We start from the raw sequence: 24,112 nt of genomic DNA on the forward strand, positions 1-24,112 counted from the left end.
ACAAGTTGGCTGCTATGCAGGAAAACAGATCCCATCCCGACACCACTTTTGCGTTGCGTAATGTCTCCTTTCGTGTGCCTGGCCGCACGCTATTGCATCCTCTCTCATTAACTTTTCCTGTGGGAAAAGTGACTGGTCTTATCGGCCACAACGGTTCCGGTAAATCGACGTTATTGAAAATGCTGGGACGTCATCAGCCGCCGTCAGAAGGTGAAATCCTGCTCGATGAACAGCCGCTGGAGAGCTGGAGCAGCAAAGCGTTTGCCCGCAAGGTCGCCTATCTGCCGCAGCAGTTACCGCAGGCGGAAGGGATGACAGTGCGTGAACTGGTGGCGATTGGTCGTTATCCATGGCACGGAGCGCTGGGGCGTTTTGGCGTTGCCGACAGAGAGAAAGTAGAAGAAGCGATTTCGCTGGTCGGTTTAAAACCGTTGGCGCACCGTCTGGTCGATAGCCTGTCCGGTGGTGAACGCCAACGCGCGTGGATTGCCATGCTGGTGGCACAGGACAGCCGCTGTCTGCTGCTTGATGAACCGACTTCCGCGCTGGATATCGCCCATCAGGTTGACGTGCTGGCGCTGGTGCACCGCTTAAGCCAGCAGCGAGGGCTGACGGTGGTTGCGGTGCTGCATGATATCAATATGGCGGCCCGCTACTGCGATTACCTCGTTGCGCTGCGCGGCGGTGAGATGATTTCTCAAGGAACGCCAGCTGAACTGATGCGCAGTGAAACTCTGGAACAAATTTACGGTATCCCGATGGGCATTTTGCCGCATCCGGCCGGTGCCGCACCCGTGAGTTTTGTCTATTAATGATCGGATTACATCATATTACCCGTCGGCGATTGCTTACGGCGATGGCGCTGTCGCCTCTGCTGTGGCGGATGAATACGGCGCACGCCGCGGCGGTTGATCCACAGCGCATTGTAGCGCTGGAATGGCTGCCGGTAGAGCTGCTGCTGGCGCTGGGGATTACGCCGTACGGCATCGCAGATATCCCTAACTACAAGCTGTGGGTCAGTGAACCTCCTCTGCCTGATTCGGTGATTGACGTCGGGCTACGTACGGAGCCCAATCTCGAACTGCTGACCGAAATGAAGCCCTCATTTCTGCTCTGGTCGGCAGGCTATGGTCCTTCCCCTGAAAAGCTGGCGCGGATTGCACCTGGCCGGGGATTTAACTTCAGCGATGGCAAAAAGCCGCTGGCCGTTGCGCGACAATCGCTGCAGGAAATGGCGCAATTGTTCAATCTGCAAGCCTCTGCTGAACGCCATCTGACCGAGTACGATCGTTTTATCGCCAGCCTGAAACCGCGCTTCATTCAACGTGGCGCGCGCCCCGTATTGCTTACGTCCTTGCTTGATTCGCGACATATGCTGGTGTTTGGCTCAAACAGCCTGTTCCAGGACGTACTGGACGAATATGGGATCCCTAATGCCTGGCAGGGAGAAACAAACTTCTGGGGTAGCACTGCCGTGAGTATTGACCGTCTGGCTGCTTATAAGGATGTCGATGTGCTGTGCTTTGATCACGGCAACGATAAAGAGATGGCTGCGCTGATGTCTACGCCATTATGGCAGGCGATGCCGTTTGTCCGTAGCGGACGTTTTCAACGTGTGCCTGCCGTTTGGTTTTATGGCGCAACGCTATCGGCCATGCATTTTGCCCGTATTCTAGATAATGCGTTGGGAGGCAAAGCGTGAGCAGGAAACTTGAAATGCCGGATGGCGGCGCAAAAAGCGCCTTATCCGACCTACGGTTTGGGCGCTTTGTAGGCCGGATAAGGCGAAGCCGCCATCCGGCGTTGCTGTTGTTGGTGCTGTTTGTTGCTGCCTGCTGGCTGACATGGGTTAACTTCTCCGTTGCGCTACCGCGCAGCCAGTGGCAACAGGCTATCTGGTCACCGGATATCGACATCATTGAGCAGATGGTTTTCCACTATAGCCTGCTGCCGAGGCTGGCGATTTCTCTGCTGGTCGGCGCCGGGCTGGGGCTGGTCGGCGTATTGTTTCAGCAGGTGTTGCGTAACCCTCTGGCGGAGCCAACCACGCTGGGTGTTGCGACCGGGGCGCAGTTGGGCATTACGGTTACCACGCTGTGGGCTATTCCAGGCGCGCTGACCACGCAATTTGCGGCGCTGGCAGGGGCATGTGTTGTTGGGGCGCTGGTGTTTGGCGTTGCCTGGGGCAAGCGCCTTTCTCCGGTGACGTTAATCCTTGCCGGGCTGGTGGTCAGCCTGTACTGCGGGGCGATTAACCAGTTGATGGTTATCTTCCATCACGATCAGCTGCAAAGCATGTTTTTATGGAGCAGCGGCACGCTAACGCAAACCGACTGGAGCGGCGTACAACGTCTGTGGCCGCAGTTGCTGGGCGGCGTGATGCTGACTCTGTTGTTATTACGCCCAATGACGCTGATGGGACTGGATGACGGCGTGGCACGTAACCTCGGTCTGGCGCTGTCGCTGGCACGTCTGGCGGCGTTATCGTTGGCCATTGTTATCAGCGCCTTGCTGGTTAACGCGGTAGGTATTATCGGCTTTATTGGCCTGTTTGCACCGCTGCTGGCGAAAATGCTCGGTGCGCGTCGTTTGCTGGCACGTCTGGTGCTGGCTCCGCTGATTGGTGCGTTGATCCTCTGGCTATCCGACCAAATCATTCTGTGGTTGACCCGCGTATGGATGGAAGTCTCTACCGGTTCGGTGACGGCGCTGATTGGCGCGCCATTGCTGCTGTGGTTATTGCCGCGCTTAAGGAGTATGAGCGCCCCGGATATGAACGCCAGTAATCGCATCGCCGCTGAACGTCAGAATGTGCTGATGTTTGCGCTGGCAGGTGGCGTAATTTTACTGCTAACCCTTGTGGTGGCGCTGTCGTTTGGCCGCGACGCACATGGCTGGACTTGGGCCAGCGGTGCGATGCTGGATGAGCTGATGCCCTGGCGCTGGCCTCGCATTCTGGCGGCCCTGATTGCGGGGGTGATGCTGGCGGTAGCGGGCTGTATTATTCAGCGTCTGACGGGCAATCCGATGGCCAGTCCGGAAGTGCTGGGCATTAGCTCCGGTGCGGCATTTGGCGTGGTGCTCATGCTGTTTTTGGTCCCCGGAAATGCTTTTGGCTGGCTGCTGCCTGCCGGAAGCCTCGGGGCCGCGGCTACTCTGCTTATCATTATGATTGCCGCCGGGCGCGGTGGTTTTTCACCGCACCGTATGCTGCTGGCCGGCATGGCGCTCAGTACGGCGTTTACTATGCTGCTGATGATGCTGCAGGCCAGTGGCGATCCGCGCATGGCGGGCGTGCTGACCTGGATCTCCGGCTCAACCTATAACGCGAGCGGAGAGCAGGTACTGCGTACCGGGATTGTGATGGTGATTCTGCTGGCGCTGACGCCGCTGTGCCGCCGTTGGCTGACAATTTTACCGCTCGGCGGCGATACGGCTCGGGCGGTGGGTATGGCAATCACGCCGTCGCGCGTGGGGTTACTGCTGCTGGCGGCAGGGTTGACGGCGACAGCCACCATGACCATTGGACCGTTGAGCTTTGTCGGGCTGATGGCGCCGCATATTGCCCGTATGATGGGTTTTCGTCGGGCGATGCCGCATATGCTGATTTCTGCGTTGGCGGGTGGCGTGTTGCTGGTCTTTGCTGACTGGTGCGGCAGGATGGTGCTGTTTCCGTATCAGATCCCGGCGGGGTTATTGTCGACATTTATTGGTGCGCCGTACTTTATCTATCTGCTGAGAAAGCAGAGCCGCTGAGGTTGACCCCTTTTATGTAGGCCGGATAAGACGCTTTGCGTCGACATCCGGCAATAAAAAAGCCGGGTGGCGGCTTCGCCTTACCCGGCCTACATATCTGCACGTTCTCTTTTTTACAATTTCGCAAACACCCGGCGCGCGGCGTCGATGGTGTTATTGATATCGTCTTCACTGTGCGCCACGGACATAAAGCCCGCTTCGAATGCGGACGGCGCCAGATAAATTCCTTCATCCAGCATCATGTGGAAGAAACGCTTGAAGCGTTCAACGTCACATGCCATCACATCCTGATAGCAGGTTACGGTTTCTGCATCGGTGAAGAAAATCCCGAACATCCCGCCCACATGGTTAACTACCAGCGGAACATTCGCTTCTTCGGCAGCTTCCAGCAGACCTTCCGCCAGACGTGTCGTCAGTTCGTTCAGCGTTTCATGAATACCCGGCTGAGCGACTTCGGTCAGACAGGCATAACCTGCCGCCATCGCGATTGGGTTACCGGAAAGCGTCCCCGCCTGGTAAACCGGACCGGTCGGCGCCAGCGCGTCCATCACATCGCGGCGACCACCGAATGCGCCAACGGGCATTCCGCCACCGATGATTTTACCGAGGCAGGTCAGATCCGGCACGACACCGTAATAATCCTGCGCACCAGCCAGCGCTACGCGGAAACCGGTCATCACTTCATCAATGATCAACAGTGCGCCAAACTCATCGCACAGGGCACGCAGACCCGGCAGGAATTCCGGCAGCGGCGGGATGCAGTTCATGTTGCCCGCAACCGGTTCAACGATGATGCAGGCGATCTCCTGCGGATACTGTTCAAATGCCGCACGTACTGAAGAGAGATCGTTGTAGGTGCAGGTCAGGGTGTGTTTCGCGAAATCGGCCGGAACGCCCGGAGAGTTCGGCTGACCCAGCGTTAACGCGCCGGAACCGGCTTTAACCAGCAGGCAATCGGCGTGGCCGTGGTAGCAGCCTTCAAATTTGATGATTTTATCGCGACCGGTGAAACCGCGCGCCAGACGGATTGCGCTCATCGTCGCTTCCGTACCGGAGTTCACCATACGCACCATGTCCATGGTCGGCACGAGTTCAGTGACCAGCTCCGCCATTTTCACTTCCATTTCGGTCGGTGCGCCGAAGCTTAAACCGCGCTCCGCTGCTTCAATCACCGCATTACGGATTGCCGGGTGATTATGGCCCAGCACCATCGGTCCCCAGGAACCGACGTAGTCAACATAGGCTTTACCATCGACATCGTACAGATACGCGCCGTCGGCTTTTTCGATAAACAGCGGAGTACCACCCACGCCAGTAAAGGCGCGAACGGGGGAGTTAACGCCGCCTGGGATAAGTTCGCGTGCTGCGCTGTAGAGATTTTCAGACTTACTCATGGATGGGGTCCTGGTTCGTAGAAAAAGTAAATGCCCGCTATTCTAGTTATTCAGAGAAGGTTATGAAAGTTTTACGCATTTGAAACAATACGATTTGCAGGGGATTTTCGTGAAATGTGCGAGTAGAATGCCGATTCCGTATTTGTATTACCAATTAATGATCATCTGATGAAGACAGACACTCCCTCTTTTGAAGCACAACAAATTGTGCGTTTACGCCGCAGGGATCAAATCCGTCGACTCCTGGAACGAGACAAAACGCCGCTGGCGATCCTGTTGATGGCTGCAGTAGTGGGTACAGTGACAGGGCTTGTTGGCGTGGCATTTGAGAAAGCGGTGACCTGGGTGCAGAATCAGCGCATTGGCGCGCTGGCTCAGGTTGCGGACCATGCCATTCTGCTGTGGCCGCTGGCGTTTATTCTTTCCGCGTTGCTGGCGATGGTCGGCTATTTCCTGGTGCGTAAGTTTGCGCCGGAAGCCGGTGGTTCGGGGATCCCAGAGATTGAAGGCGCGCTGGAAGAGCTGCGACCGGTGCGCTGGTGGCGCGTTCTGCCGGTGAAATTTATTGGCGGCATGGGCACGCTGGGAGCCGGCATGGTGCTTGGGCGAGAAGGACCGACCGTGCAGATTGGTGGTAACCTCGGGCGCATGGTGCTGGATATTTTCCGTATGCGTAGCGCAGAAGCGCGACATACCTTATTGGCTACCGGTGCGGCAGCGGGTCTTTCGGCGGCGTTTAACGCTCCGCTGGCGGGGATCCTGTTCATTATTGAAGAGATGCGCCCGCAGTTTCGCTATAACCTCGTGTCGATCAAAGCCGTGTTTACCGGCGTTATAATGTCGAGCATTGTGTTTCGTATTTTCAACGGCGAAGCCCCGATTATTGAAGTCGGAAAGTTGTCTAATGCGCCAGTAAATACACTGTGGCTGTATCTGGTGCTCGGACTTATTTTTGGCTGTGTCGGGCCGTTGTTCAACACTATGGTGTTGCGTACCCAGGATATGTTCCAGCGCTTTCACGGCGGTGAAATTAAAAAATGGGTGCTGATGGGCGGCGCGATCGGTGGCCTGTGCGGGATCCTCGGATTAATTCAACCTGAAGCGGCAGGCGGTGGCTTTAACCTGATCCCGATTGCCGCAGCAGGCAATTTTAGCGTCGGTCTACTGCTGTTTATATTTATCACCCGGGTGATCACCACGCTACTGTGCTTCTCATCCGGCGCGCCCGGTGGGATCTTTGCCCCGATGCTGGCGTTGGGCACGTTGCTTGGTACGGCGTTCGGTATGGCTGCGGCAGCCTCTTTTCCGCAGTATCACCTGGAGGCCGGAACCTTTGCCATTGCCGGAATGGGGGCTTTGTTGGCTGCTTCGGTGCGTGCGCCGCTCACGGGTATTGTGCTGGTGCTGGAGATGACTGATAACTATCAGCTCATTTTGCCAATGATTATTACCTGTCTTGGCGCAACACTATTAGCCCAATTTATGGGCGGAAAGCCGCTATACTCGACTATCCTGGCTCGTACGCTGGCAAAACAGGAAGCGGAGCAGGCGGCGAAAAGCCAGGGGACTGCCGCTGGCGAGAATACTTGAACGAAATACCAGGGTATTAGATAATGGCCCAAAATATTGGGTTGAAATTTACCCAATTGCCGATGTCGTTTGGAGCAAAATATGAGTGATGACGTAGTGCTGCCACTGCAATTTACTGAAGCAGCAGCCAATAAAGTAAAAAGCTTGATCGCTGACGAAGAAAACCCGAATCTGAAATTACGCGTGTATATCACTGGCGGTGGTTGCAGCGGTTTCCAGTACGGTTTCACCTTTGATGACCAGGTGAATGAAGGTGATATGACCATTGAAAAACAAGGTGTTGGTCTGGTCGTTGATCCGATGAGTCTGCAATATTTGGTGGGCGGTGCGGTTGACTATACCGAAGGTCTGGAAGGTTCCCGCTTCGTTGTGACTAACCCGAATGCGAAAAGCACCTGCGGGTGTGGTTCTTCTTTCAGCATCTGATTGCTGTCTGTAATACCGATGGTCTGATGGTGTAGGCCCGGTAAGCGTAGCGCCACCGGGCAATGTGCCGGATGGCGGCGTAAACGCCTTATCCGGCCTACATGTTCTGTATCGTCACATCAACGCCCGTTATCATCCAGCGCAAACGTCGGCAATTTCAGATGCCAGCGAATGGCGGCAAGCCGAATCAGCAGGGTGACAATCATCCCCATCATACTGGCGTTTTCCAGTGAAACATCAAAGGTATAAAACGCCGTTGCATGCACGATCCCGCCGATAATACAGGCAGTGGCGTAGATCTCGGTGCGCAAAATCATCGGGACTTCACGAGCTAACACATCGCGAATGATCCCACCACCAACGCCGGTAATCACTCCCATACAAATCGCCACCAACGGCCCTGTTCCTGCGAGAAATGCCTTGTTGACGCCAATACCCACGAACACCGCCAGGCCAACGGCATCCAGCACCGGAAGGATCCATTTCGGTATGCGTCTTGGTTGACGTACCAACAGGATCGTCAGCATGCTGGTGATCATCGCCACCACCAGATCGGTCGGATCCTTAACCCAAAAAACCGGTCCATTATCCAGCGCCATATCGCGGATCGTACCACCACCAACGGCGGTAACCACGCCGAGTACCAGGACGCCAAACGGATCCATACGTAATTTTCCGGCCAGTAATACGCCAGAGATTGCAAATACCGCGGTGCCGACAATATCAAGCCAATAGACGAGCATTTTTAAATCCTCACAACAGACCTGGTGGGGCAGGCGCTAATTTATCTGTGAAAGCGCATTACAGAGTTGTTTTGCGGCGAGGATAATACGCGGGCTCGCGCGTTCGAACCAGTCACTATTAAGTGTAATAATGGGTATTTTTAGCTGGTTTCCCCAGTATTGCTCAATTTTCAGAGTTTCACCCGGACCGCCTGTGGCAACAATAGCCTGGGGGGCTCGTGCCAGGACCTGCTCACGGCTAACCTGCGGCCAGGGAACCCGACTACCGGCAAAGATGTTTTCTCCGCCGCATACCTCAAGAACTTCGTGCTGAATAGAACCTTTTCCACTGGTAAACAGGGGATTGGCGCCAAACTGGAGAAACACGCGTTTTTTAGGTTTGTTGGCATACTGAGATTTAAGTAAAGCATAGTCATCAAGCATGGTTTGTGCCGCCTGTTTAGCTTGTTCAGGCTTGGGGCTCCATGCCGCTAATTGGCGTAGCGCATCGGCAACCTGCTCAATGGTAACGGCGTCCACCCAGATGACCTTAATACCCAGAGAGGTCAGTTGATTCACCTGCCGCTCAGCATTTCCCCCGCGCCAGGCGACAACCAAATCAGGTTTCAGCGCCACAATACGTTCAAGATTCATCCCTTGCCAGGTTGAGACTTCCTCAATATTTTTGGCTTCTGGCGGGTAGTTTGAATAGCTGCTGACGCCAACGGGGGTAATGCCAGCGGCAAAAGCGAGTTCAGTATTGGCAGGAGAAAGCGTCACAACACGCGGCGCGGCGTAAAGGAACGCCGGGAGAGTGAAAAGCAGGGCGACCAGCGCCCTGGAGAGTAATTTAGCCATGCGCCAGTTTCTGTACCAGCGTTTCAACCATCAGACTTGACTGCTTCGCGGCAACCACCAGGAATTCGTCAAAGCTGAGATGGGACTGCTGATCGGCAACGTCAGAGATAGCGCGAACCACGACAAATGGCACGTTAAAGTTGTGGCAAACGTGCGCAATTGCGGTCGCTTCCATCTCAACGGCAATCGCCTGCGGGAAGTTATGCTTAATTTTAGCTAGTCCCACGGAACCATTAATGAAGGCATCGCCACTGACGATAAGTCCGCGAACGGCGTTCAGATTGAGTTCGGCGATGCAAGACTCTGCGGCAGCAATCAACGCAGGATCGGCTTTAAAACCAGCCGGGCAGCCCGGTAGCTGACCAAATTCATAGCCAAAGGCAGTGACGTCGGCGTCGTGATAGCGCGCTTCGTCAGAAACTACGATATCCCCGACTTTCAGCGTAGAGGCCAGGCCACCTGCAGAACCGGTATTAATGATGGCGTCCGGCTTGCAGCGTTCAAGCAGCAGCGTAGCGCCCAGTGCCGCAGCCACTTTACCGATACCCGATTTCAGCAGCGCAACCTCTGTACCGTTCAGTTGGCCGGTGTAAATTTCACAACCGCCGAGCGCGATGGTCTGACGGTTTTCGATTTTGTCACGCAGCAGCGTAACTTCTTCTTCCATTGCACCAATGATGCCGATTTTCATAGATTTACTCGCGATAAGCCAGATTTGAGGGCATAGTCTATCATGCGCTTAAGGGGTAGCGCATTTCTCAGGCGGGAGAGGACATGGCACAGATCGATTTCCGAAAAAAAATAAACTGGCATCGTCGTTACCGTTCGCCGCAGGGCGTGAAGACTGAGCATGAGATCCTGCGTATTTTCGAAAGCGATCGCGGACGTATTATCAATTCACCGGCCATTCGCCGACTGCAACAAAAAACGCAGGTCTTTCCGCTGGAGCGTAATGCGGCAGTACGCACGCGCTTGACGCACTCGATGGAAGTTCAGCAGGTTGGGCGCTATATCGCGAAAGAGATCCTCAGCCGACTGAAAGAACTAAAGCTGCTGGAGCAGTATGGCCTGGATGAACTGACAGGGCCATTTGAGAGTATTGTCGAAATGTCCTGCCTGATGCATGACATTGGCAATCCGCCGTTTGGCCATTTCGGGGAGGCGGCAATTAATGACTGGTTTCGCCAGCGACTGTATCCCGCAGACGCAGAAAGCCAGCCCCTAAGTGATGACCGTTGCCAGGTGACGGCATTACGATTGCGTGAAGGCGAGGAGTCGCTGAATGATATTCGCCGCAAGGTGCGCCAGGACCTGTGCCATTTTGAAGGCAATGCACAGGGTATTCGCCTTGTGCATACGTTGATGCGTATGAACCTTACCTGGGCGCAGGTCGGCGGTATTTTAAAATATACCCGTCCGGCGTGGTGGCGCGGCAGTGCACCCGAGACGCACAACTATTTAATGAAGAAACCGGGTTATTACCTTTCTGAAGAACCGTATATTGAGCGGTTGCGTAAAGAATTATCATTAGCGCCTTACAGTCGCTTTCCATTAACCTGGATTATGGAAGCTGCCGATGATATCTCTTATTGCGTGGCGGATCTGGAAGATGCCGTTGAGAAAAGAATCTTTAGCGTCGAGCAACTTTATCACCACCTGCATGAGGCGTGGGGGCAGCATGATAAAGGTTCCCTGTTTAGCCAGGTTGTTGAGAACGCCTGGGAGAAGTCACGTTCAAATACATTAAGCCGGAGTACCGAAGATCAGTTCTTTATGTATTTACGCGTCAATACGCTGAATAAACTGGTGCCATATGCGGCCCAGCGGTTTATTGATAATTTGCCGCAGATTTATGAAGGCAGCTTTAATCATGCACTGTTAGAAGATGCCAGTAGCTTCAGCCAGTTACTGGGTGTTTATAAAAATGTGGCGGTAAAACATGTATTTAGCCATCCGGATGTTGAGCAACTGGAATTACAGGGCTATCGGGTGATCAGCGGGTTGCTGGAGATCTATCAACCGTTATTGAAAATGTCTCAGTCAGATTTTTCTGAACTGGTCGACAATGAAAGAGTAAAACGTTTTCCTATCGAGTCCCGTTTATTTCAGAAGTTGTCTACCCGCCATCGTCTTGCGTATGTTGAGGCGGTTAGTAAAATATCGACGGGGTGCGCCGAGTCTTCGGTTCTGGAATATTATTATCGCTGCCGGTTGATCCAGGATTATATCAGCGGGATGACAGATTTGTATGCCTGGGATGAATATCGTCGCTTGATGGCCGTAGAACAATAAATACTCATTTGTAAAGACGGCCAATAAAATTTTACTTTTTCCTTAAACTCAATTCCGGAACTTAGCGTTATAAAACGACTCTGACGTATACAGCAATTTTGCGTTACCTGTTAATCGAGAACGAAACACATGAAAAAAACCACATTAGCAATGAGTGCACTGGCTCTGAGTTTAGGTTTGGCGTTGTCCCCCCTGTCTGCTACAGCGGCTGAGACGTCGTCTTCAGCAATGACCGCCCAACAGATGCCAAGCCTGGCCCCGATGCTCGAAAAAGTGATGCCATCGGTGGTAAGTATTAACGTCGAGGGGAGCACGACGGTAAATACGCCGCGCATGCCGCGTAATTTCCAGCAGTTCTTCGGTGATAATTCACCGTTCTGCCAGGACGGTTCTCCGTTCCAGAGTTCACCGTTCTGCCAGGGCGGCGCACCGGGCGCTGGTAACGGCGGCGGCCAGCAGCAGAAATTTATGGCACTCGGTTCCGGCGTAATTATTGATGCCGCGAAAGGGTATGTCGTGACCAATAACCACGTGGTAGATAACGCCACGGTGATTAAAGTTCAGTTAAGCGATGGTCGTAAATTTGACGCGAAGATCGTGGGTAAAGATCCGCGCTCCGATATCGCGCTGATCCAAATTCAGGATCCGAAAAACCTGACGGCGATTAAGCTGGCAGATTCCGATGCGCTGCGCGTGGGTGATTACACCGTGGCAATTGGTAACCCGTTTGGCCTCGGTGAAACGGTGACTTCCGGTATTGTTTCTGCGCTGGGACGTAGTGGCCTGAATGCGGAGAACTATGAAAACTTTATTCAGACGGATGCTGCGATCAACCGGGGTAACTCCGGTGGTGCGCTGGTCAACCTGAACGGTGAGCTGATCGGTATTAACACCGCGATCCTCGCGCCGGACGGCGGTAACATCGGTATCGGTTTTGCGATCCCAAGCAACATGGTGAAAAACCTGACCTCGCAGATGGTTGAGTTTGGCCAGGTTAAACGCGGTGAGCTGGGCATTATGGGTACCGAGCTGAGCTCTGAGCTGGCGAAAGCGATGAAAGTTGACGCCCAGCGTGGCGCATTCGTCAGCCAGGTGATGCCGAACTCTTCCGCAGCGAAAGCGGGGATTAAAGCTGGGGATGTGATTACCTCCCTGAATGGCAAACCGATCAGCAGCTTCGCCGCCCTGCGTGCGCAGGTAGGTACGATGCCGGTTGGCAGCAAAATCACCCTGGGTCTGCTGCGTGACGGTAAGCCGGTCACCGTGAACCTGGAATTGCAGCAGAGCAGCCAGACTCAGGTTGACTCCAGCTCTATCTTTAAAGGCATCGAAGGTGCCGATATGAGCAACAAAGGCCAGGACAAAGGTGTCGTGGTAAGCGACGTGAAACCGAATTCTCCGGCTGCACAGATTGGCCTGAAGAAAGGGGATGTGATTATCGGCGCGAACCAGCAACCGGTGAAAAACATCGCTGAACTGCGCAAAATCCTCGACAGCAAACCGGCTGTGCTGGCGCTGAACATTCAGCGCGGTGACAGCTCCATCTATCTGTTGATGCAGTAATCTCCCTGAACCCCTTCCTGCACAGGAAGGGGTTTCTTTTTGTGATACTTCCCACAACTCCATACTTCTCCCTTTCGCTTTGTGCATTTGCACAATGTCGCCGCTTATTATCTTCCCTATGCTTGAGCTCTGCTCACAGGAGGGTTTTATGGCTGGTTGGCATCTTGATACCAAAATGGCGCAGGATATCGTGGCGCGTACCATGCGCATCATTGATACCAATATCAACGTAATGGATGCCCGTGGGCGGATAATCGGCAGCGGCGATCGCGAACGTATTGGTGAATTGCACGAAGGCGCACTGCTGGTGCTTTCGCAAGGGCGGGTGGTCGATATCGACGATGCGGTTGCACGTCACTTGCACGGTGTACGACAGGGGATAAACCTGCCGCTGCGTCTGGAAGGCGAAATCGTTGGCGTTATCGGCCTTACCGGCGAGCCGGAACATCTGCGCAAATACGGAGAGTTAGTGTGTATGACCGCCGAGATGATGCTGGAACAGTCGCGCTTGATGCATCTGTTAGCGCAGGATAGCCGTCTGCGTGAAGAGCTGGTGATGAACCTGATTCAGGCGGAAGAGAATACGCCAGCGCTGATGGAATGGGCTCAGCGTTTAGGCATTGATTTGAACCAGCCGCGCGTGGTGGCGGTATTGGAGGTCGATAGTGGCCAGCTTGGCGTCGACAGTGCAATGGCGGAGCTACAGCAATTGCAGAATGCGTTGACTACGCCCGAACGTAATAATCTGATTGCGATTGTTTCTCTGACTGAGATGGTGGTGCTGAAACCGGCGCTCAATCAGTTTGGCCGCTGGGACGCTGAAGATCATCGTAAGCGCGTTGAGCAGCTTATTGCCCGTATGAAAGAGAACGGACAGCTGCGGTTTCGCGTATCGCTGGGCAACTATTTTACCGGGCCCGGTAGCATTGCCCGTTCGTATCGTACGGCGCGCACTACCATGATGGTCGGTAAACAGCGGATGCCGGAAAGCCGTAGCTATTTCTATCAGGATTTGATGCTGCCAGTGCTGCTGGACAGCCTGCGCGGTGGCTGGCAGGCCAATGAGCTGGCGCGTCCTTTGGTGAGGCTGAAGGCGATGGATAACAACGGGTTGCTGCGTCGGACATTGGCGGCATGGTTTCGTCATAACGTCCAGCCACTGGCGACCTCAAAGGCACTGTTTATTCATCGCAATACGCTGGAATATCGCCTGAATCGTATTTCAGAACTGACCGGGCTGGATCTGGGGAACTTTGACGACCGACTGCTGCTGTATGTGGCGTTACAACTGGATGAACAGCATTGATTAATTGCCTGATGGCGCTAGCTTATCAGGCCTACGAGGATATACCTGTAGGCCTGATAAGGCGTAAGACGCCGCCATCCGGCAACAAACGGCTTATTTACGCGTCAGTTTTTCGAGATCGGCTTCAATTTCGCTGATCTTGTTGGTCACAACGCTTTCAAGATGACGTAAATCATCAAGGATCTTGCGTTTAAGATCGACTTCGCTGCGATCGCGCTGGCAGATCTGATCCAGTTCGTCGATCACATAGCGCAGGTTGGGACTGATCTCCTGCACTTCTTTGTAACCCTGGCCGACGCCATCGGCAACCACCGTTTTGCGCTGACGGGGATATTTGAACTTCACGCTCTTGGCAAAAAACTCGCCTTTATCCTTCTGGAAATATATTTTCAGGATATCGTTGTTGGCTTCTTGCCGCAGGCTGTAACGATCGATCTCTTCAGGATTAGTAATGCCCAGACTTTTCAGATTGTCATACATAGCGGTACCCTTAAGCTCACTATAACCATTGAATAATTAACGAAAAGCCTTGTTTATGCCACTCGCAGATGTAAAAAAAGCGGGCTAAGCCCGCTTTTTCAAATCGCTGTTAGTCGATGGTGCGTAACAGCTCGTTGATTCCCACTTTGCCACGCGTTTTGGCATCGACTTTCTTCACAATCACCGCGCAGTACAGGCTGTATTTGCCATCTTTTGACGGCAGGTTGCCGGAGACGACCACGGAGCCTGCCGGAACGCGACCATAATGCACTTCGCCAGTTTCACGATCGTAAATACGGGTGCTCTGACCGATGTACACGCCCATAGAAATAACAGAGCCTTCTTCGACGATTACGCCTTCAACCACTTCAGAACGTGCGCCGATGAAGCAGTTGTCTTCGATGATGGTCGGGTTAGCCTGTAACGGCTCCAGTACGCCGCCGATGCCAACGCCGCCGGACAGGTGTACGTTTTTACCGATTTGCGCGCAGGAACCGACTGTCGCCCAGGTATCAACCATCGTACCTTCATCAACATAAGCGCCAATGTTTACGTAAGATGGCATCAGCACGGTGTTACGGGCGATAAACGCACCCTGACGCACGGCCGCAGGCGGAACCACACGGAAACCTTCCTTCTGGAAGCGCGCTTCGTCATAGTTGGCGAATTTCATCGGTACTTTATCGAAGTAACGGCTTTCCGCACCTTCGATGACCTGATTATCGTTAATACGGAAAGAGAGCAGGACCGCCTTTTTCAGCCACTGATGCGTGACCCACTGACCCTCAATCTTCTCTGCGACGCGCAGTGCACCGGAATCCAGTAAAGAAATAACCTGATTCACCGCTTCGCGGGTTACGGTATCTACATTTGCCGGAGTAATGTCGGCACGGCGCTCGAAAGCGGACTCAATAACGTTCTGTAACTGCTGCATTGTTAAACTCTTTCCATAATAAATAAAAACATCACCCTTTATCGTTTGGATTGAGGGCCTCTGTCAACCGTTGATGCACTTCCTGCTGCAGCTCATTATTAAGGGCGCGCCGGTCGGCGGTGGCGATTATGAATAAATCTTCTACTCGCTCGCCAATGGTTGTAATTCGGGCGCCATGCAGCGAAATTCCCAGATCGGCAAAAATCTGCCCGACCCGCGCCAGCAGGCCGGGCTGGTCGAGAGCGATAAGCTCCAGGAATGATTTTCGGTCGGTATGGGTCGGCAAAAAGGTGACCTCAGTATCGACGGTAAAGTGGCGTAATTTTGCCGGCTGGCGACGCGGTTGCGGTGGCTGCCAACTGCGCTGCGTGATGGCCTGTTCCAGTCCAAAACGGATCGCTTCATGTCGGTCTGAAGACAGCGGGCTGCCGTCCGGTTCCAGTACGATGAACGTATCCATCGCCATCCCATCGCGGGTAGTGAAAATCTGCGCATCGTGGACGCTAAGATTACGCCTGTCCAGTTCAGCGCAGACGGCGGCAAACAGGTAAGGACGGTCAGGGCTCCAGATGAAAATTTCTGTCCCGCCGCGCGTGGCCTGTGGGCTGAGCAGGATCAGCGGCTTGCTGAGATCGTGTTGCAGCAGATGGCGCGCATGCCAGGCCAGCTGATTTGGGCTGTGACGCACGAAGTAGTTGGCGCGACAGCGTGACCAGATGTGGTGCAACGCTTCTTCATCAATGTTGTCCATTCGCAGTAGCGCCAGCGCCTGAAGCTGATGATGGCGTACACGCTCACGCATATCCGGCGTATTTTGCATGCCACGACGCAGTTGTTTTTCCGTTGCGAAGTACAGCTCGCGTAGCAGGCTTTGCTTCCAGCTATTCCACAGTGTTTCGTTGGTGGCGCAAATATCCGCGACGGTCAGACACACCAAAAAGCGCAGACGGTGTTCCGTTTGTACCTCTTCGGCGAATTGCTTGATCACTTCGGGATCCTGAATATCGCGGCGCTGAGCGGTCACCGACATCAGCAAATGCTGGCGCACCAGCCACACGATCAGCTGCGTTTCGCGGGAATTCAGGCCGTGCAGTTCGGCGAACTTGAGCACGTCCTGAGCGCCGAGCACCGAGTGATCGCCGCCGCGGCCTTTGGCGATATCGTGGAACAGCGCGGCAATCAGAATCAACTCCGGCTGTCGCAGACGCGGCCATAGATCCACACACAGCGGATGGCGCTGACGGGTCTCTTCGTTGGCAAAACTTTCCAGCTTGAGCATTACGCGGATGGTGTGTTCATCCACCGTATAGGCATGAAACAGGTCAAACTGCATTTGGCCGACAATATGCGACCATTGCGGCATATAGGCCCACAACACGCTGTGGCGATGCATCGGCAGCAGACCGCGGCTCACCGCGCCCGGATGGCGTAACATACTGAGAAACAGCGATCGCGCTTCCGGGATGTAGCACAGCGGTTGGGTTAAATGACGGCGGGCATGACGCAGATGGCGCAACGTGGTGGAGTAAATCCCGCTGATCGCGCTGTTACGCACCATGATGTAAAACATCCGCAGTATCGCTTCGGGTTTGCGGATAAACAGATCGTCGTTGCGCAGATCGATCAACGTGCCGCGCAGTTGGAAGTCGTCATCAATCGGGCGAGGTTTTTCATCGGCGGGCATGGCGAGGATCGCCTCGTCGAACAGTTGCAACAGCATGTGATTCAGTTCGCTGACCCGTCGGGTGACGCGGAAATAGTCTTTCATCATCCGCTCGATAGGTTCGTTGCCTTCGCCGCCGTAGTTTAGCCGTTGCGCCACGCTGAGCTGGCGGTCAAACAGCAGGCGGTTGTCGTAACGACTAACGACCAGATGCAGGGCGAAGCGAATCCGCCACAGGATATGCAAACATTCATTGAGCTCGGCACGTTCTGCCAGCGTCAAAAAGCCGAAACCGACCATTTCGTCCAGTGAGGTGGCGCCAAAATGGCGACGGGCCACCCACTGCAGGGTATGGATATCGCGCAGGCCGCCGGGACTGCTTTTGATATCCGGCTCCAGGTTGTAGCTAGTGCCGTGATAGCGCTGGTGGCGCTGATTCTGCTCTTCCACTTTGGCGGCGTAAAACTTGTCGGAAGGCCAGAAACCTTCGCTAAAAATATGCTTTTGCAGCTCTAGAAACAGCGCCACATCGCCGATCAGCAGGCGAGTTTCAATCAGGTTGGTGGCGACGGTTAAATCTGATAATCCTTCCAGCAGACACTCTTCCAGCGTACGCACGCTATGTCCAACCTCCAGCCTCACGTCCCATAGCAGCGTTAACAGCTCACCGACTTTCTCGGCCTGCGCATCAGGCAGCTTTTTACGACTCAGGATCAGCAGGTCAATATCGGAAAGCGGGTGCAATTCGCCTCGCCCGTAGCCGCCAACGGCAACCAGCGCCAGATCGGCTATTTGCCCGAACCCAGCTTCTATCCACAAACGCTGTAGCAGTTGGTCAATAAATTCGGTGCGGGCCTCAATGAGCTGTTCTGCGGAAATTCCACTGTCAAACGCTTCGCCTAACCAGTTCTGGAAGGTGTCGATATGCGCTTTAATGCCGGAGCAGTTGAGATCTTGCTGTGGCCATGTCCCTGGGTTTTGCGGTTGGCCAGGCAGGGTGGGGAGGGCAGTATTTGCGTGCTGTTCAGGAAGAGTATTCATTATGCGCCACCCATTAAAAAGCCGGATGATGGCGTGAACGCCTTATCCGGCCTACTAAGTAGTACAATTTGTAGGCCTGATAAGATGCGAATGCATCGCCATCAGGCAAAACATTATTCGCCGTGTGTGATGATCGCCGGGATGGTGTCATCCTTGCGTAACGTCAGAATTTCACAGCCGTTTTCCGTCACTACAATAGTATGCTCGTACTGTGCAGACAAGCTTCGGTCTTTGGTTTTCACCGTCCAGCCGTCTTTCATGGTGCGGATGCGGTAATCACCGGCATTCAGCATCGGTTCTATGGTGAACGTCATGCCCGGTTGCAGTACCACACCACCGTCGTCTGCATCGTAGTGCAGAACCTGTGGCTCTTCATGGAAGCCGCGACCGATACCGTGACCGCAGTATTCACGAACGACAGAGAAACCTTCGCCTTCCGCGTATTTCTGAATAGCAGCGCCCAGCGTGCGCAGGCGAATGCCCGGTTTTACCATTCGCAGCGCCAGATACAGGCTTTCCTGTGTGACGCGGCACAGACGCTCGCCCAGAATAGTAGGTTTGCCGACGATGAACATTTTCGAGGTATCGCCGTGGTACTCGTCTTTAATCACGGTTACGTCGATGTTGACGATGTCGCCGTCTTTCAGAAGTTTGGCGTCGTCCGGGATCCCGTGGCACACCACTTCATTAATAGAGATACATACGGATTTCGGATAGCCGTGATAGCCCAGGCAGGCGGAAATGGCCTGCTGCTCATTCACGATATAGTCATTACAGAGGCGATCCAGCTCGCCGGTGCTGACGCCCGGTTTAACAAACGGCGCGATCATTTCCAGTACATCAGCGGCCAGGCGGCCAGCGACGCGCATTTTTTCGATTTCTTCAGGGGTCTTGATTGAGATAGCCATAAATTCTGTCCATCAGTGTCGATTATTTCGACAATAATTGTGTAAGTGCTGTCAATGGTATCAGTCTGGGGTGTACCCTGCCAAATTGAGAATCATTCTGAACTTCGCCTTTCGTGCCACAAATGCGTTGGCTACATTTTTTCACCCCAGTCACTTACTGGTTGTAAGCTCCCGGGGATTCAAAATTTTGCCGCCTTCCTGTAACACGAAATTCATCGTTCATTCAGTACAGACCGCCAACAATTATTGGTGTCGGTGGCGTATTTGTGGTATAAAGCGCGCCGGACTTCCGATCCATTCGAAGACTACACACGATGGACGGGAGCGACAAATCTCACTTTGTGTAACAACACACACGTATCGGCACATATTCCGGGGTGCCCTTTGGGGTCGGTAATATGGGATGCGTGGAGGCTTAACCCCAACTTTTATATATAGAGGTTTTAATCATGGCAACTGTTTCCATGCGCGACATGCTCAAGGCTGGTGTTCACTTCGGTCACCAGACCCGTTACTGGAACCCGAAAATGAAGCCGTTCATCTTCGGTGCGCGTAACAAAGTTCACATCATCAACCTTGAGAAAACTGTACCGATGTTCAACGAAGCTCTGGCTGAACTGAACAAGATCTCTGCTCGTAAAGGTAAAATCCTTTTCGTTGGTACTAAACGCGCTGCAAGCGAAGCGGTGAAAGAAGCTGCTAACAGCTGCGACCAGTTCTTCGTGAACCATCGCTGGCTGGGCGGTATGCTGACTAACTGGAAAACCGTTCGTCAGTCCATCAAACGTCTGAAAGATCTGGAAACTCAGTCTCAGGACGGTACTTTCGAAAAGCTGACCAAGAAAGAAGCGCTGATGCGTACTCGTGAGCTTGAGAAACTGGAAAACAGCCTGGGCGGTATCAAAGACATGGGCGGTCTGCCGGACGCTCTGTTCGTAATCGATGCTGACCACGAGCACATTGCTATCAAAGAAGCAAACAACCTGGGTATCCCAGTATTTGCTATCGTTGATACCAACTCTGATCCGGACGGTGTTGACTTCGTTATCCCGGGTAACGACGACGCAATCCGTGCTGTGACCCTGTACCTGGGCGCTGTAGCTACTACCGTTCGTGAAGGCCGTTCTCAGGATCTGGCTTCCCAGGCGGAAGAAAGCTTCGTAGAAGCTGAATAATAAGGCACGCTCGTTAGAGCCCTTATAGACCAGGTAGTATCACGTTTGGTTAGGGGGCCTGTATATGGCCCCCTTTTTCACTTTTAAATCTGTGCGGTTTCATGCCGGGCAGATCAAATCTTCCGAGGATTTTAGAATGGCTGAAATTACCGCATCCCTGGTAAAAGAGCTGCGTGAGCGTACTGGCGCAGGCATGATGGATTGCAAAAAAGCACTGACTGAAGCTAATGGCGACATCGAGCTGGCAATCGAAAACATGCGTAAGTCCGGTGCAATCAAGGCGGCGAAAAAAGCAGGCAACGTTGCTGCTGACGGCGTAATCAAAACCAAAATCGACGGCAACATCGCTTTCATTCTGGAAGTTAACTGCCAGACTGACTTCGTTGCTAAAGATGCTGGTTTCCAGGCATTTGCTGACAAAGTACTGGACGCTGCCGTTGCTGGCAAAATCACTGACGTTGAAGTTCTGAAAGCACAGTTCGAAGAAGAACGTGTTGCTCTGGTTGCTAAAATCGGTGAGAACATCAACATCCGTCGCGTTGCTTCCCTGGAAGGCGAAGTTCTGGGTAACTACCAGCATGGTGCTCGTATCGGTGTTCTGGTTGCTGCAACTGGCGCTGACGAAGAACTGGTTAAACAGCTGGCAATGCACGTTGCTGCAAGCAAACCAGAATTTGTTAAGCCGGAAGACGTTTCCGCTGAAGTGGTAGAAAAAGAATACCAGGTTCAGCTGGACATCGCTATGCAGTCTGGCAAGCCGAAAGAAATCGCAGAGAAAATGGTTGAAGGCCGCATGAAGAAATTCACCGGCGAAGTTTCTCTGACCGGTCAGCCTTTCGTCATGGAACCGAGCAAATCTGTTGGTCAGCTGCTGAAAGAGCATAACGCTGACGTAACGGGTTTCATCCGCTTTGAAGTGGGTGAAGGCATCGAGAAAGTTGAGACTGACTTTGCAGCAGAAGTTGCTGCGATGTCCAAGCAGTCTTAATTTTTAAAGGAGCCGCCTGAGGGCGGCTTCTTTTTGTGTCTGGCTTGTAAATTCAGCGAACCGCTATAGTGGTCATGCTGAAAAGCGACATACAATGTCGCCGGAATTAACTCATCTCATTCGTTGACAGTCTCAGGAAAGAAACATGGCTACCAATGCAAAACCCGTCTACAAACGTATTCTGCTTAAGTTAAGTGGCGAAGCTCTGCAAGGTTCAGAAGGCTTCGGTATTGATGCAAGCATCCTCGACCGCATGGCTCAGGAAATCAAAGAGCTGGTTGAGCTGGGTATTCAGGTTGGCGTAGTGATTGGTGGTGGTAACCTGTTCCGTGGCGCTGGTCTGGCGAAAGCGGGGATGAACCGCGTTGTGGGCGACCACATGGGCATGTTAGCCACCGTAATGAACGGTCTGGCGATGCGCGATGCGCTTCACCGCGCCTATGTGAACGCTCGCTTGATGTCCGCAATTCCTCTGAACGGCGTGTGTGATAACTACAGCTGGGCTGAAGCTATCAGCCTGCTGCGTAACAACCGCGTTGTTATTTTGTCTGCGGGTACCGGCAATCCGTTCTTCACCACCGATTCTGCAGCCTGCCTGCGCGGTATTGAAATTGAAGCGGATGTGGTTCTGAAAGCCACCAAAGTCGATGGCGTATTTACTGCCGACCCGGCTAAAGATCCAACGGCGACTATGTACGAACAGTTGACCTACACTGAAGTACTGGATAAAGAGCTGAAAGTAATGGATCTTGCCGCGTTCACGCTGGCTCGTGACCACAAATTACCGATTCGTGTCTTTAACATGAACAAACCAGGTGCACTGCGCCGTGTTGTTATGGGTGAAAAAGAAGGCACGTTAATCACGGAATAATTCCCGTTGCGGCTAAATGCAGGTAATATTCCGCTTTAATGTCGCGGGATACGTCCCTCAAAATTAATCAAGACTATACTTGTCACATCTTGCGTGGCGGGTATGGTCTGACTGAAACAAGCTTTCAAGGATTCGTAACGTGATCAACGATATCAGAAAAGATGCTGAAGTACGCATGGACAAATGCGTCGAAGCGTTCAAAAACCAAATCAGCAAAATTCGCACGGGTCGTGCTTCTCCTAGCCTGCTGGATGGTATTGTCGTGGAATATTACGGCACGCCGACTCCGCTGCGCCAGCTGGCAAGCGTAACGGTTGAAGATTCCCGTACCCTGAAAATCAACGTATTTGACCGTTCTATGGGTCCAGCCGTTGAGAAAGCAATCATGGCTTCCGACCTCGGTCTGAATCCAAGCTCTGCGGGCTCTGACATCCGCGTTCCGCTGCCGCCGCTGACCGAAGAACGTCGTAAAGATCTGACCAAGATCGTACGTGGTGAAGCTGAAGGCGCGCGTGTTGCGGTACGTAACGTACGCCGTGATGCAAACGACAAAGTGAAAGCGTTGTTGAAAGAAAAAGAGATCAGCGAAGATGACGATCGCCGTTCTCAGGACGACGTACAGAAACTGACTGACGCAGCAATCAAGAAAATTGATGCGGCGCTGGCAGAGAAAGAAGCAGAACTGATGCAGTTCTGATTCGCCTGTACGCTAAAAACGCCGCTTAGAAGGCCTGAGAAGGCTGGATGGCGGCGTTTTGCTTTTTTCTGTCTACATACTCTAAATATTTCAAGTTGCAGGAAGGCGGTGACGCCAAAGGCCGAGTAAAGCCAACGTACATGCAACTTGAAGTATGACGAGTAAAATTCTTCTGGATGTCCGATGAAGCAATTAACCATCCTGGGATCAACCGGTTCCATTGGTTGCAGTACGCTGGATGTAGTACGCCATAACCCGGAAAAATTTCGTGTTGCTGCGTTGGTGGCGGGTAAAAATGTTGCCCGTATGGTAGAGCAATGCCTGGAGTTTGCGCCTCGCTATGCGGTAATGGATGATGAAAAAAGCGCGGCACAGGTAAAAGCTGCTCTTTTGGCACAGGGTAGCCGTACCGAGGTGATGAGCGGGCAGCAGGCTGCCTGTGATATGGCTGCGCTGGATGATGTTGATCAGGTCATGGCGGCGATTGTCGGCGCAGCGGGTTTGCTGCCGACGCTGGCGGCAATTCGTGCGAGTAAAAGCATTTTGCTGGCGAATAAAGAATCGCTGGTGACCTGCGGTCGTCTGTTTATGGACGACGTGAAACGCCACAAAGCGCAGCTTTTGCCGGTAGATAGCGAGCATAACGCGATTTTTCAGAGTTTACCGCAACCTATCCAACACAATCTGGGATACGCTGACCTTGAGCAAAACGGCGTCATGTCAGTTCTGCTTACCGGGTCTGGTGGCCCATTCCGTGAAACGCCATTGCGCGATCTGGTCTCTATGACCCCCGATCAGGCATGTCGTCATCCGAATTGGTCGATGGGACGAAAAATTTCTGTCGATTCCGCCACCATGATGAACAAAGGTCTGGAATACATTGAAGCGCGTTGGTTATTTAATGCCAGTGCAAGCCAGATGGAAGTGCTGATCCACCCGCAGTCGGTTATTCATTCGATGGTCCGTTATCAGGATGGTAGTGTTCTGGCGCAGTTGGGTGAACCTGATATGCGTACACCTATTGCCCATACGATGGCATGGCCAGAACGTGTGACGTCTGGTGTTAAGCCTGTCGACTTTTGCAAACTCAGTGCGTTGACGTTTTCCGCACCTGACTACCAGCGTTATCCGTGCCTGAAACTGGCGATGGACGCGTTTGAGCAAGGTCAGGCGGCGACGACCGCACTCAATGCCGCGAATGAAATTACCGTTGCCGCATTCCTGGCGCAGCAGATCCGATTTACCGATATTGCCGATCTCAATTTATCCGTACTGGATAAGATGGATTTGCAGGAACCACAGAGCGTTGACGACGTGTTGAAGGTCGATGCCATCGCGCGGGAAGTCGCCAGAAAAGAAGTGATGCGACTCTCAAGCTGATGATAATCCCTCTACGGAGAATCGTGCTATTTGTTAGCGTTGGGCTTCAGTGATATAGTCTGCGCCAC

The 24,112-nt window shown here is 53.3% G+C and carries 22 protein-coding genes; 14 read left to right on the forward strand and 8 right to left on the reverse strand.

Annotated elements, in window-relative coordinates:
* The first annotated feature begins 14 nt into the window (after window positions 1-14).
* Genes fhuC through fhuB form a run of 3 tightly spaced genes read left to right on the forward strand, consistent with a single transcriptional unit; the run spans window position 15 to window position 3,756 of the window.
* The gene (fhuC, locus tag OGY18_RS23315; protein ID WP_003829206.1) at window positions 15-812 is read left to right on the forward strand and encodes a Fe3+-hydroxamate ABC transporter ATP-binding protein FhuC; all 798 of its coding nucleotides are present in this window, start codon (window positions 15-17) and stop codon (window positions 810-812) included.
* On the forward strand, window positions 812-1,702 hold the full coding sequence (fhuD, locus tag OGY18_RS23320) for a Fe(3+)-hydroxamate ABC transporter substrate-binding protein FhuD (RefSeq protein ID WP_063941132.1): 891 nt from the start codon (window positions 812-814) through the stop codon (window positions 1,700-1,702). The genes fhuC and fhuD overlap by 1 nt, the downstream gene beginning before the upstream one ends.
* Window positions 1,703-1,716: 14 nt before the next feature.
* Window positions 1,717-3,756, forward strand: a complete 2,040-nt coding sequence (gene fhuB / locus OGY18_RS23325) for a Fe(3+)-hydroxamate ABC transporter permease FhuB (RefSeq protein ID WP_166465564.1) — start codon at window positions 1,717-1,719, stop codon at window positions 3,754-3,756.
* Window positions 3,757-3,869: 113 nt separating this feature from the next.
* Here the strand turns inward: fhuB and hemL are convergent, their stop codons facing one another.
* On the reverse strand, window positions 3,870-5,150 hold the full coding sequence (hemL, locus tag OGY18_RS23330) for a glutamate-1-semialdehyde 2,1-aminomutase (protein ID WP_286554556.1): 1,281 nt from the start codon (window positions 5,148-5,150) through the stop codon (window positions 3,870-3,872).
* 168 nt (window positions 5,151-5,318) lie between these two features.
* Between hemL and clcA the strand changes: the two genes are divergently transcribed.
* Genes clcA through erpA form a run of 3 tightly spaced genes read left to right on the forward strand, consistent with a single transcriptional unit; the run spans window position 5,319 to window position 7,166 of the window.
* The gene (clcA, locus tag OGY18_RS23335) at window positions 5,319-6,740 is read left to right on the forward strand and encodes a H(+)/Cl(-) exchange transporter ClcA (protein ID WP_126319194.1); all 1,422 of its coding nucleotides are present in this window, start codon (window positions 5,319-5,321) and stop codon (window positions 6,738-6,740) included.
* Between the two features lie 23 nt (window positions 6,741-6,763).
* The gene (gene yadW / locus OGY18_RS23340) at window positions 6,764-6,829 is read left to right on the forward strand and encodes a small protein YadW (protein WP_122973801.1); all 66 of its coding nucleotides are present in this window, start codon (window positions 6,764-6,766) and stop codon (window positions 6,827-6,829) included.
* Complete coding sequence (gene erpA, locus OGY18_RS23345; RefSeq protein ID WP_286554558.1) at window positions 6,822-7,166, forward strand: iron-sulfur cluster insertion protein ErpA; 345 nt, start codon at window positions 6,822-6,824, stop codon at window positions 7,164-7,166. The genes yadW and erpA overlap by 8 nt, the downstream gene beginning before the upstream one ends.
* 119 nt (window positions 7,167-7,285) lie before the next feature.
* On the opposite strand, the gene OGY18_RS23350 is transcribed toward erpA, so the two are convergent.
* From OGY18_RS23350 to mtnN, 3 genes are read right to left on the reverse strand one after another with little or no spacing between them, the layout of a single operon-like run.
* Window positions 7,286-7,909 (reverse strand): TRIC cation channel family protein, encoded by a 624-nt coding sequence (locus tag OGY18_RS23350; RefSeq protein WP_003829199.1) that lies wholly within the window; start codon window positions 7,907-7,909, stop codon window positions 7,286-7,288.
* Between the two features lie 36 nt (window positions 7,910-7,945).
* Entirely contained in the window at window positions 7,946-8,746 is an 801-nt protein-coding gene (gene btuF, locus OGY18_RS23355) for a vitamin B12 ABC transporter substrate-binding protein BtuF (protein WP_003829197.1), read from the reverse strand.
* The gene (mtnN, locus tag OGY18_RS23360; protein WP_003829195.1) at window positions 8,739-9,437 is read right to left on the reverse strand and encodes a 5'-methylthioadenosine/S-adenosylhomocysteine nucleosidase; all 699 of its coding nucleotides are present in this window, start codon (window positions 9,435-9,437) and stop codon (window positions 8,739-8,741) included. The genes btuF and mtnN overlap by 8 nt, the downstream gene beginning before the upstream one ends.
* A gap of 83 nt (window positions 9,438-9,520) precedes the next feature.
* Here mtnN and dgt point away from each other — a divergent pair, with 83 nt between their 5' ends.
* From dgt to cdaR, 3 genes are all read left to right on the forward strand, one after another.
* Window positions 9,521-11,038: a dGTPase gene (dgt, locus tag OGY18_RS23365; RefSeq protein WP_148362425.1), complete on the forward strand. Its 1,518-nt coding sequence runs from the start codon at window positions 9,521-9,523 to the stop codon at window positions 11,036-11,038.
* A gap of 129 nt (window positions 11,039-11,167) precedes the next feature.
* Window positions 11,168-12,601, forward strand: a complete 1,434-nt coding sequence (degP, locus tag OGY18_RS23370; protein ID WP_003018567.1) for a serine endoprotease DegP — start codon at window positions 11,168-11,170, stop codon at window positions 12,599-12,601.
* 148 nt (window positions 12,602-12,749) lie between these two features.
* Window positions 12,750-13,907, forward strand: coding sequence for a DNA-binding transcriptional regulator CdaR (cdaR, locus tag OGY18_RS23375; protein ID WP_003829189.1), 1,158 nt, complete (start codon window positions 12,750-12,752; stop codon window positions 13,905-13,907).
* Window positions 13,908-14,000: 93 nt separating this feature from the next.
* On the opposite strand, the gene OGY18_RS23380 is transcribed toward cdaR, so the two are convergent.
* The 4 genes from OGY18_RS23380 to map form a co-directional block, all read right to left on the reverse strand.
* The gene (locus OGY18_RS23380) at window positions 14,001-14,387 is read right to left on the reverse strand and encodes a DUF3461 family protein (protein WP_003018562.1); all 387 of its coding nucleotides are present in this window, start codon (window positions 14,385-14,387) and stop codon (window positions 14,001-14,003) included.
* Between the two features lie 109 nt (window positions 14,388-14,496).
* On the reverse strand, window positions 14,497-15,321 hold the full coding sequence (gene dapD, locus OGY18_RS23385; RefSeq protein ID WP_003829186.1) for a 2,3,4,5-tetrahydropyridine-2,6-dicarboxylate N-succinyltransferase: 825 nt from the start codon (window positions 15,319-15,321) through the stop codon (window positions 14,497-14,499).
* 31 nt (window positions 15,322-15,352) lie between these two features.
* Entirely contained in the window at window positions 15,353-18,025 is a 2,673-nt protein-coding gene (glnD, locus tag OGY18_RS23390; protein WP_003829184.1) for a bifunctional uridylyltransferase/uridylyl-removing protein GlnD, read from the reverse strand.
* A 113-nt stretch (window positions 18,026-18,138) separates the two neighbouring features.
* Entirely contained in the window at window positions 18,139-18,933 is a 795-nt protein-coding gene (gene map / locus OGY18_RS23395) for a type I methionyl aminopeptidase (protein WP_003829182.1), read from the reverse strand.
* A gap of 449 nt (window positions 18,934-19,382) precedes the next feature.
* Here map and rpsB point away from each other — a divergent pair, with 449 nt between their 5' ends.
* The 5 genes from rpsB to ispC all read left to right on the forward strand — a co-directional run bounded on the left by rpsB (window position 19,383) and on the right by ispC (window position 24,044).
* Window positions 19,383-20,108 carry a 30S ribosomal protein S2 gene (gene rpsB / locus OGY18_RS23400; protein ID WP_003018553.1) on the forward strand — a complete coding sequence of 242 codons (726 nt, stop codon included), beginning with the start codon at window positions 19,383-19,385 and terminating at the stop codon, window positions 20,106-20,108.
* A 136-nt stretch (window positions 20,109-20,244) separates the two neighbouring features.
* Window positions 20,245-21,096 carry a translation elongation factor Ts gene (tsf, locus tag OGY18_RS23405; protein ID WP_003018551.1) on the forward strand — a complete coding sequence of 284 codons (852 nt, stop codon included), beginning with the start codon at window positions 20,245-20,247 and terminating at the stop codon, window positions 21,094-21,096.
* A 145-nt stretch (window positions 21,097-21,241) separates the two neighbouring features.
* The gene (pyrH, locus tag OGY18_RS23410; protein WP_003018549.1) at window positions 21,242-21,967 is read left to right on the forward strand and encodes a UMP kinase; all 726 of its coding nucleotides are present in this window, start codon (window positions 21,242-21,244) and stop codon (window positions 21,965-21,967) included.
* Between the two features lie 139 nt (window positions 21,968-22,106).
* Entirely contained in the window at window positions 22,107-22,664 is a 558-nt protein-coding gene (gene frr / locus OGY18_RS23415; RefSeq protein WP_286554561.1) for a ribosome recycling factor, read from the forward strand.
* 183 nt (window positions 22,665-22,847) lie between these two features.
* The gene (gene ispC / locus OGY18_RS23420) at window positions 22,848-24,044 is read left to right on the forward strand and encodes a 1-deoxy-D-xylulose-5-phosphate reductoisomerase (RefSeq protein WP_003829176.1); all 1,197 of its coding nucleotides are present in this window, start codon (window positions 22,848-22,850) and stop codon (window positions 24,042-24,044) included.
* Window positions 24,045-24,112: the final 68 nt, after the last annotated feature.

The sequence above is a fragment of the Citrobacter sp. Cpo142 genome, from assembly GCF_030332425.1.
In the GTDB taxonomy this organism is placed as follows: Bacteria; Pseudomonadota; Gammaproteobacteria; order Enterobacterales; family Enterobacteriaceae; genus Citrobacter; species Citrobacter portucalensis.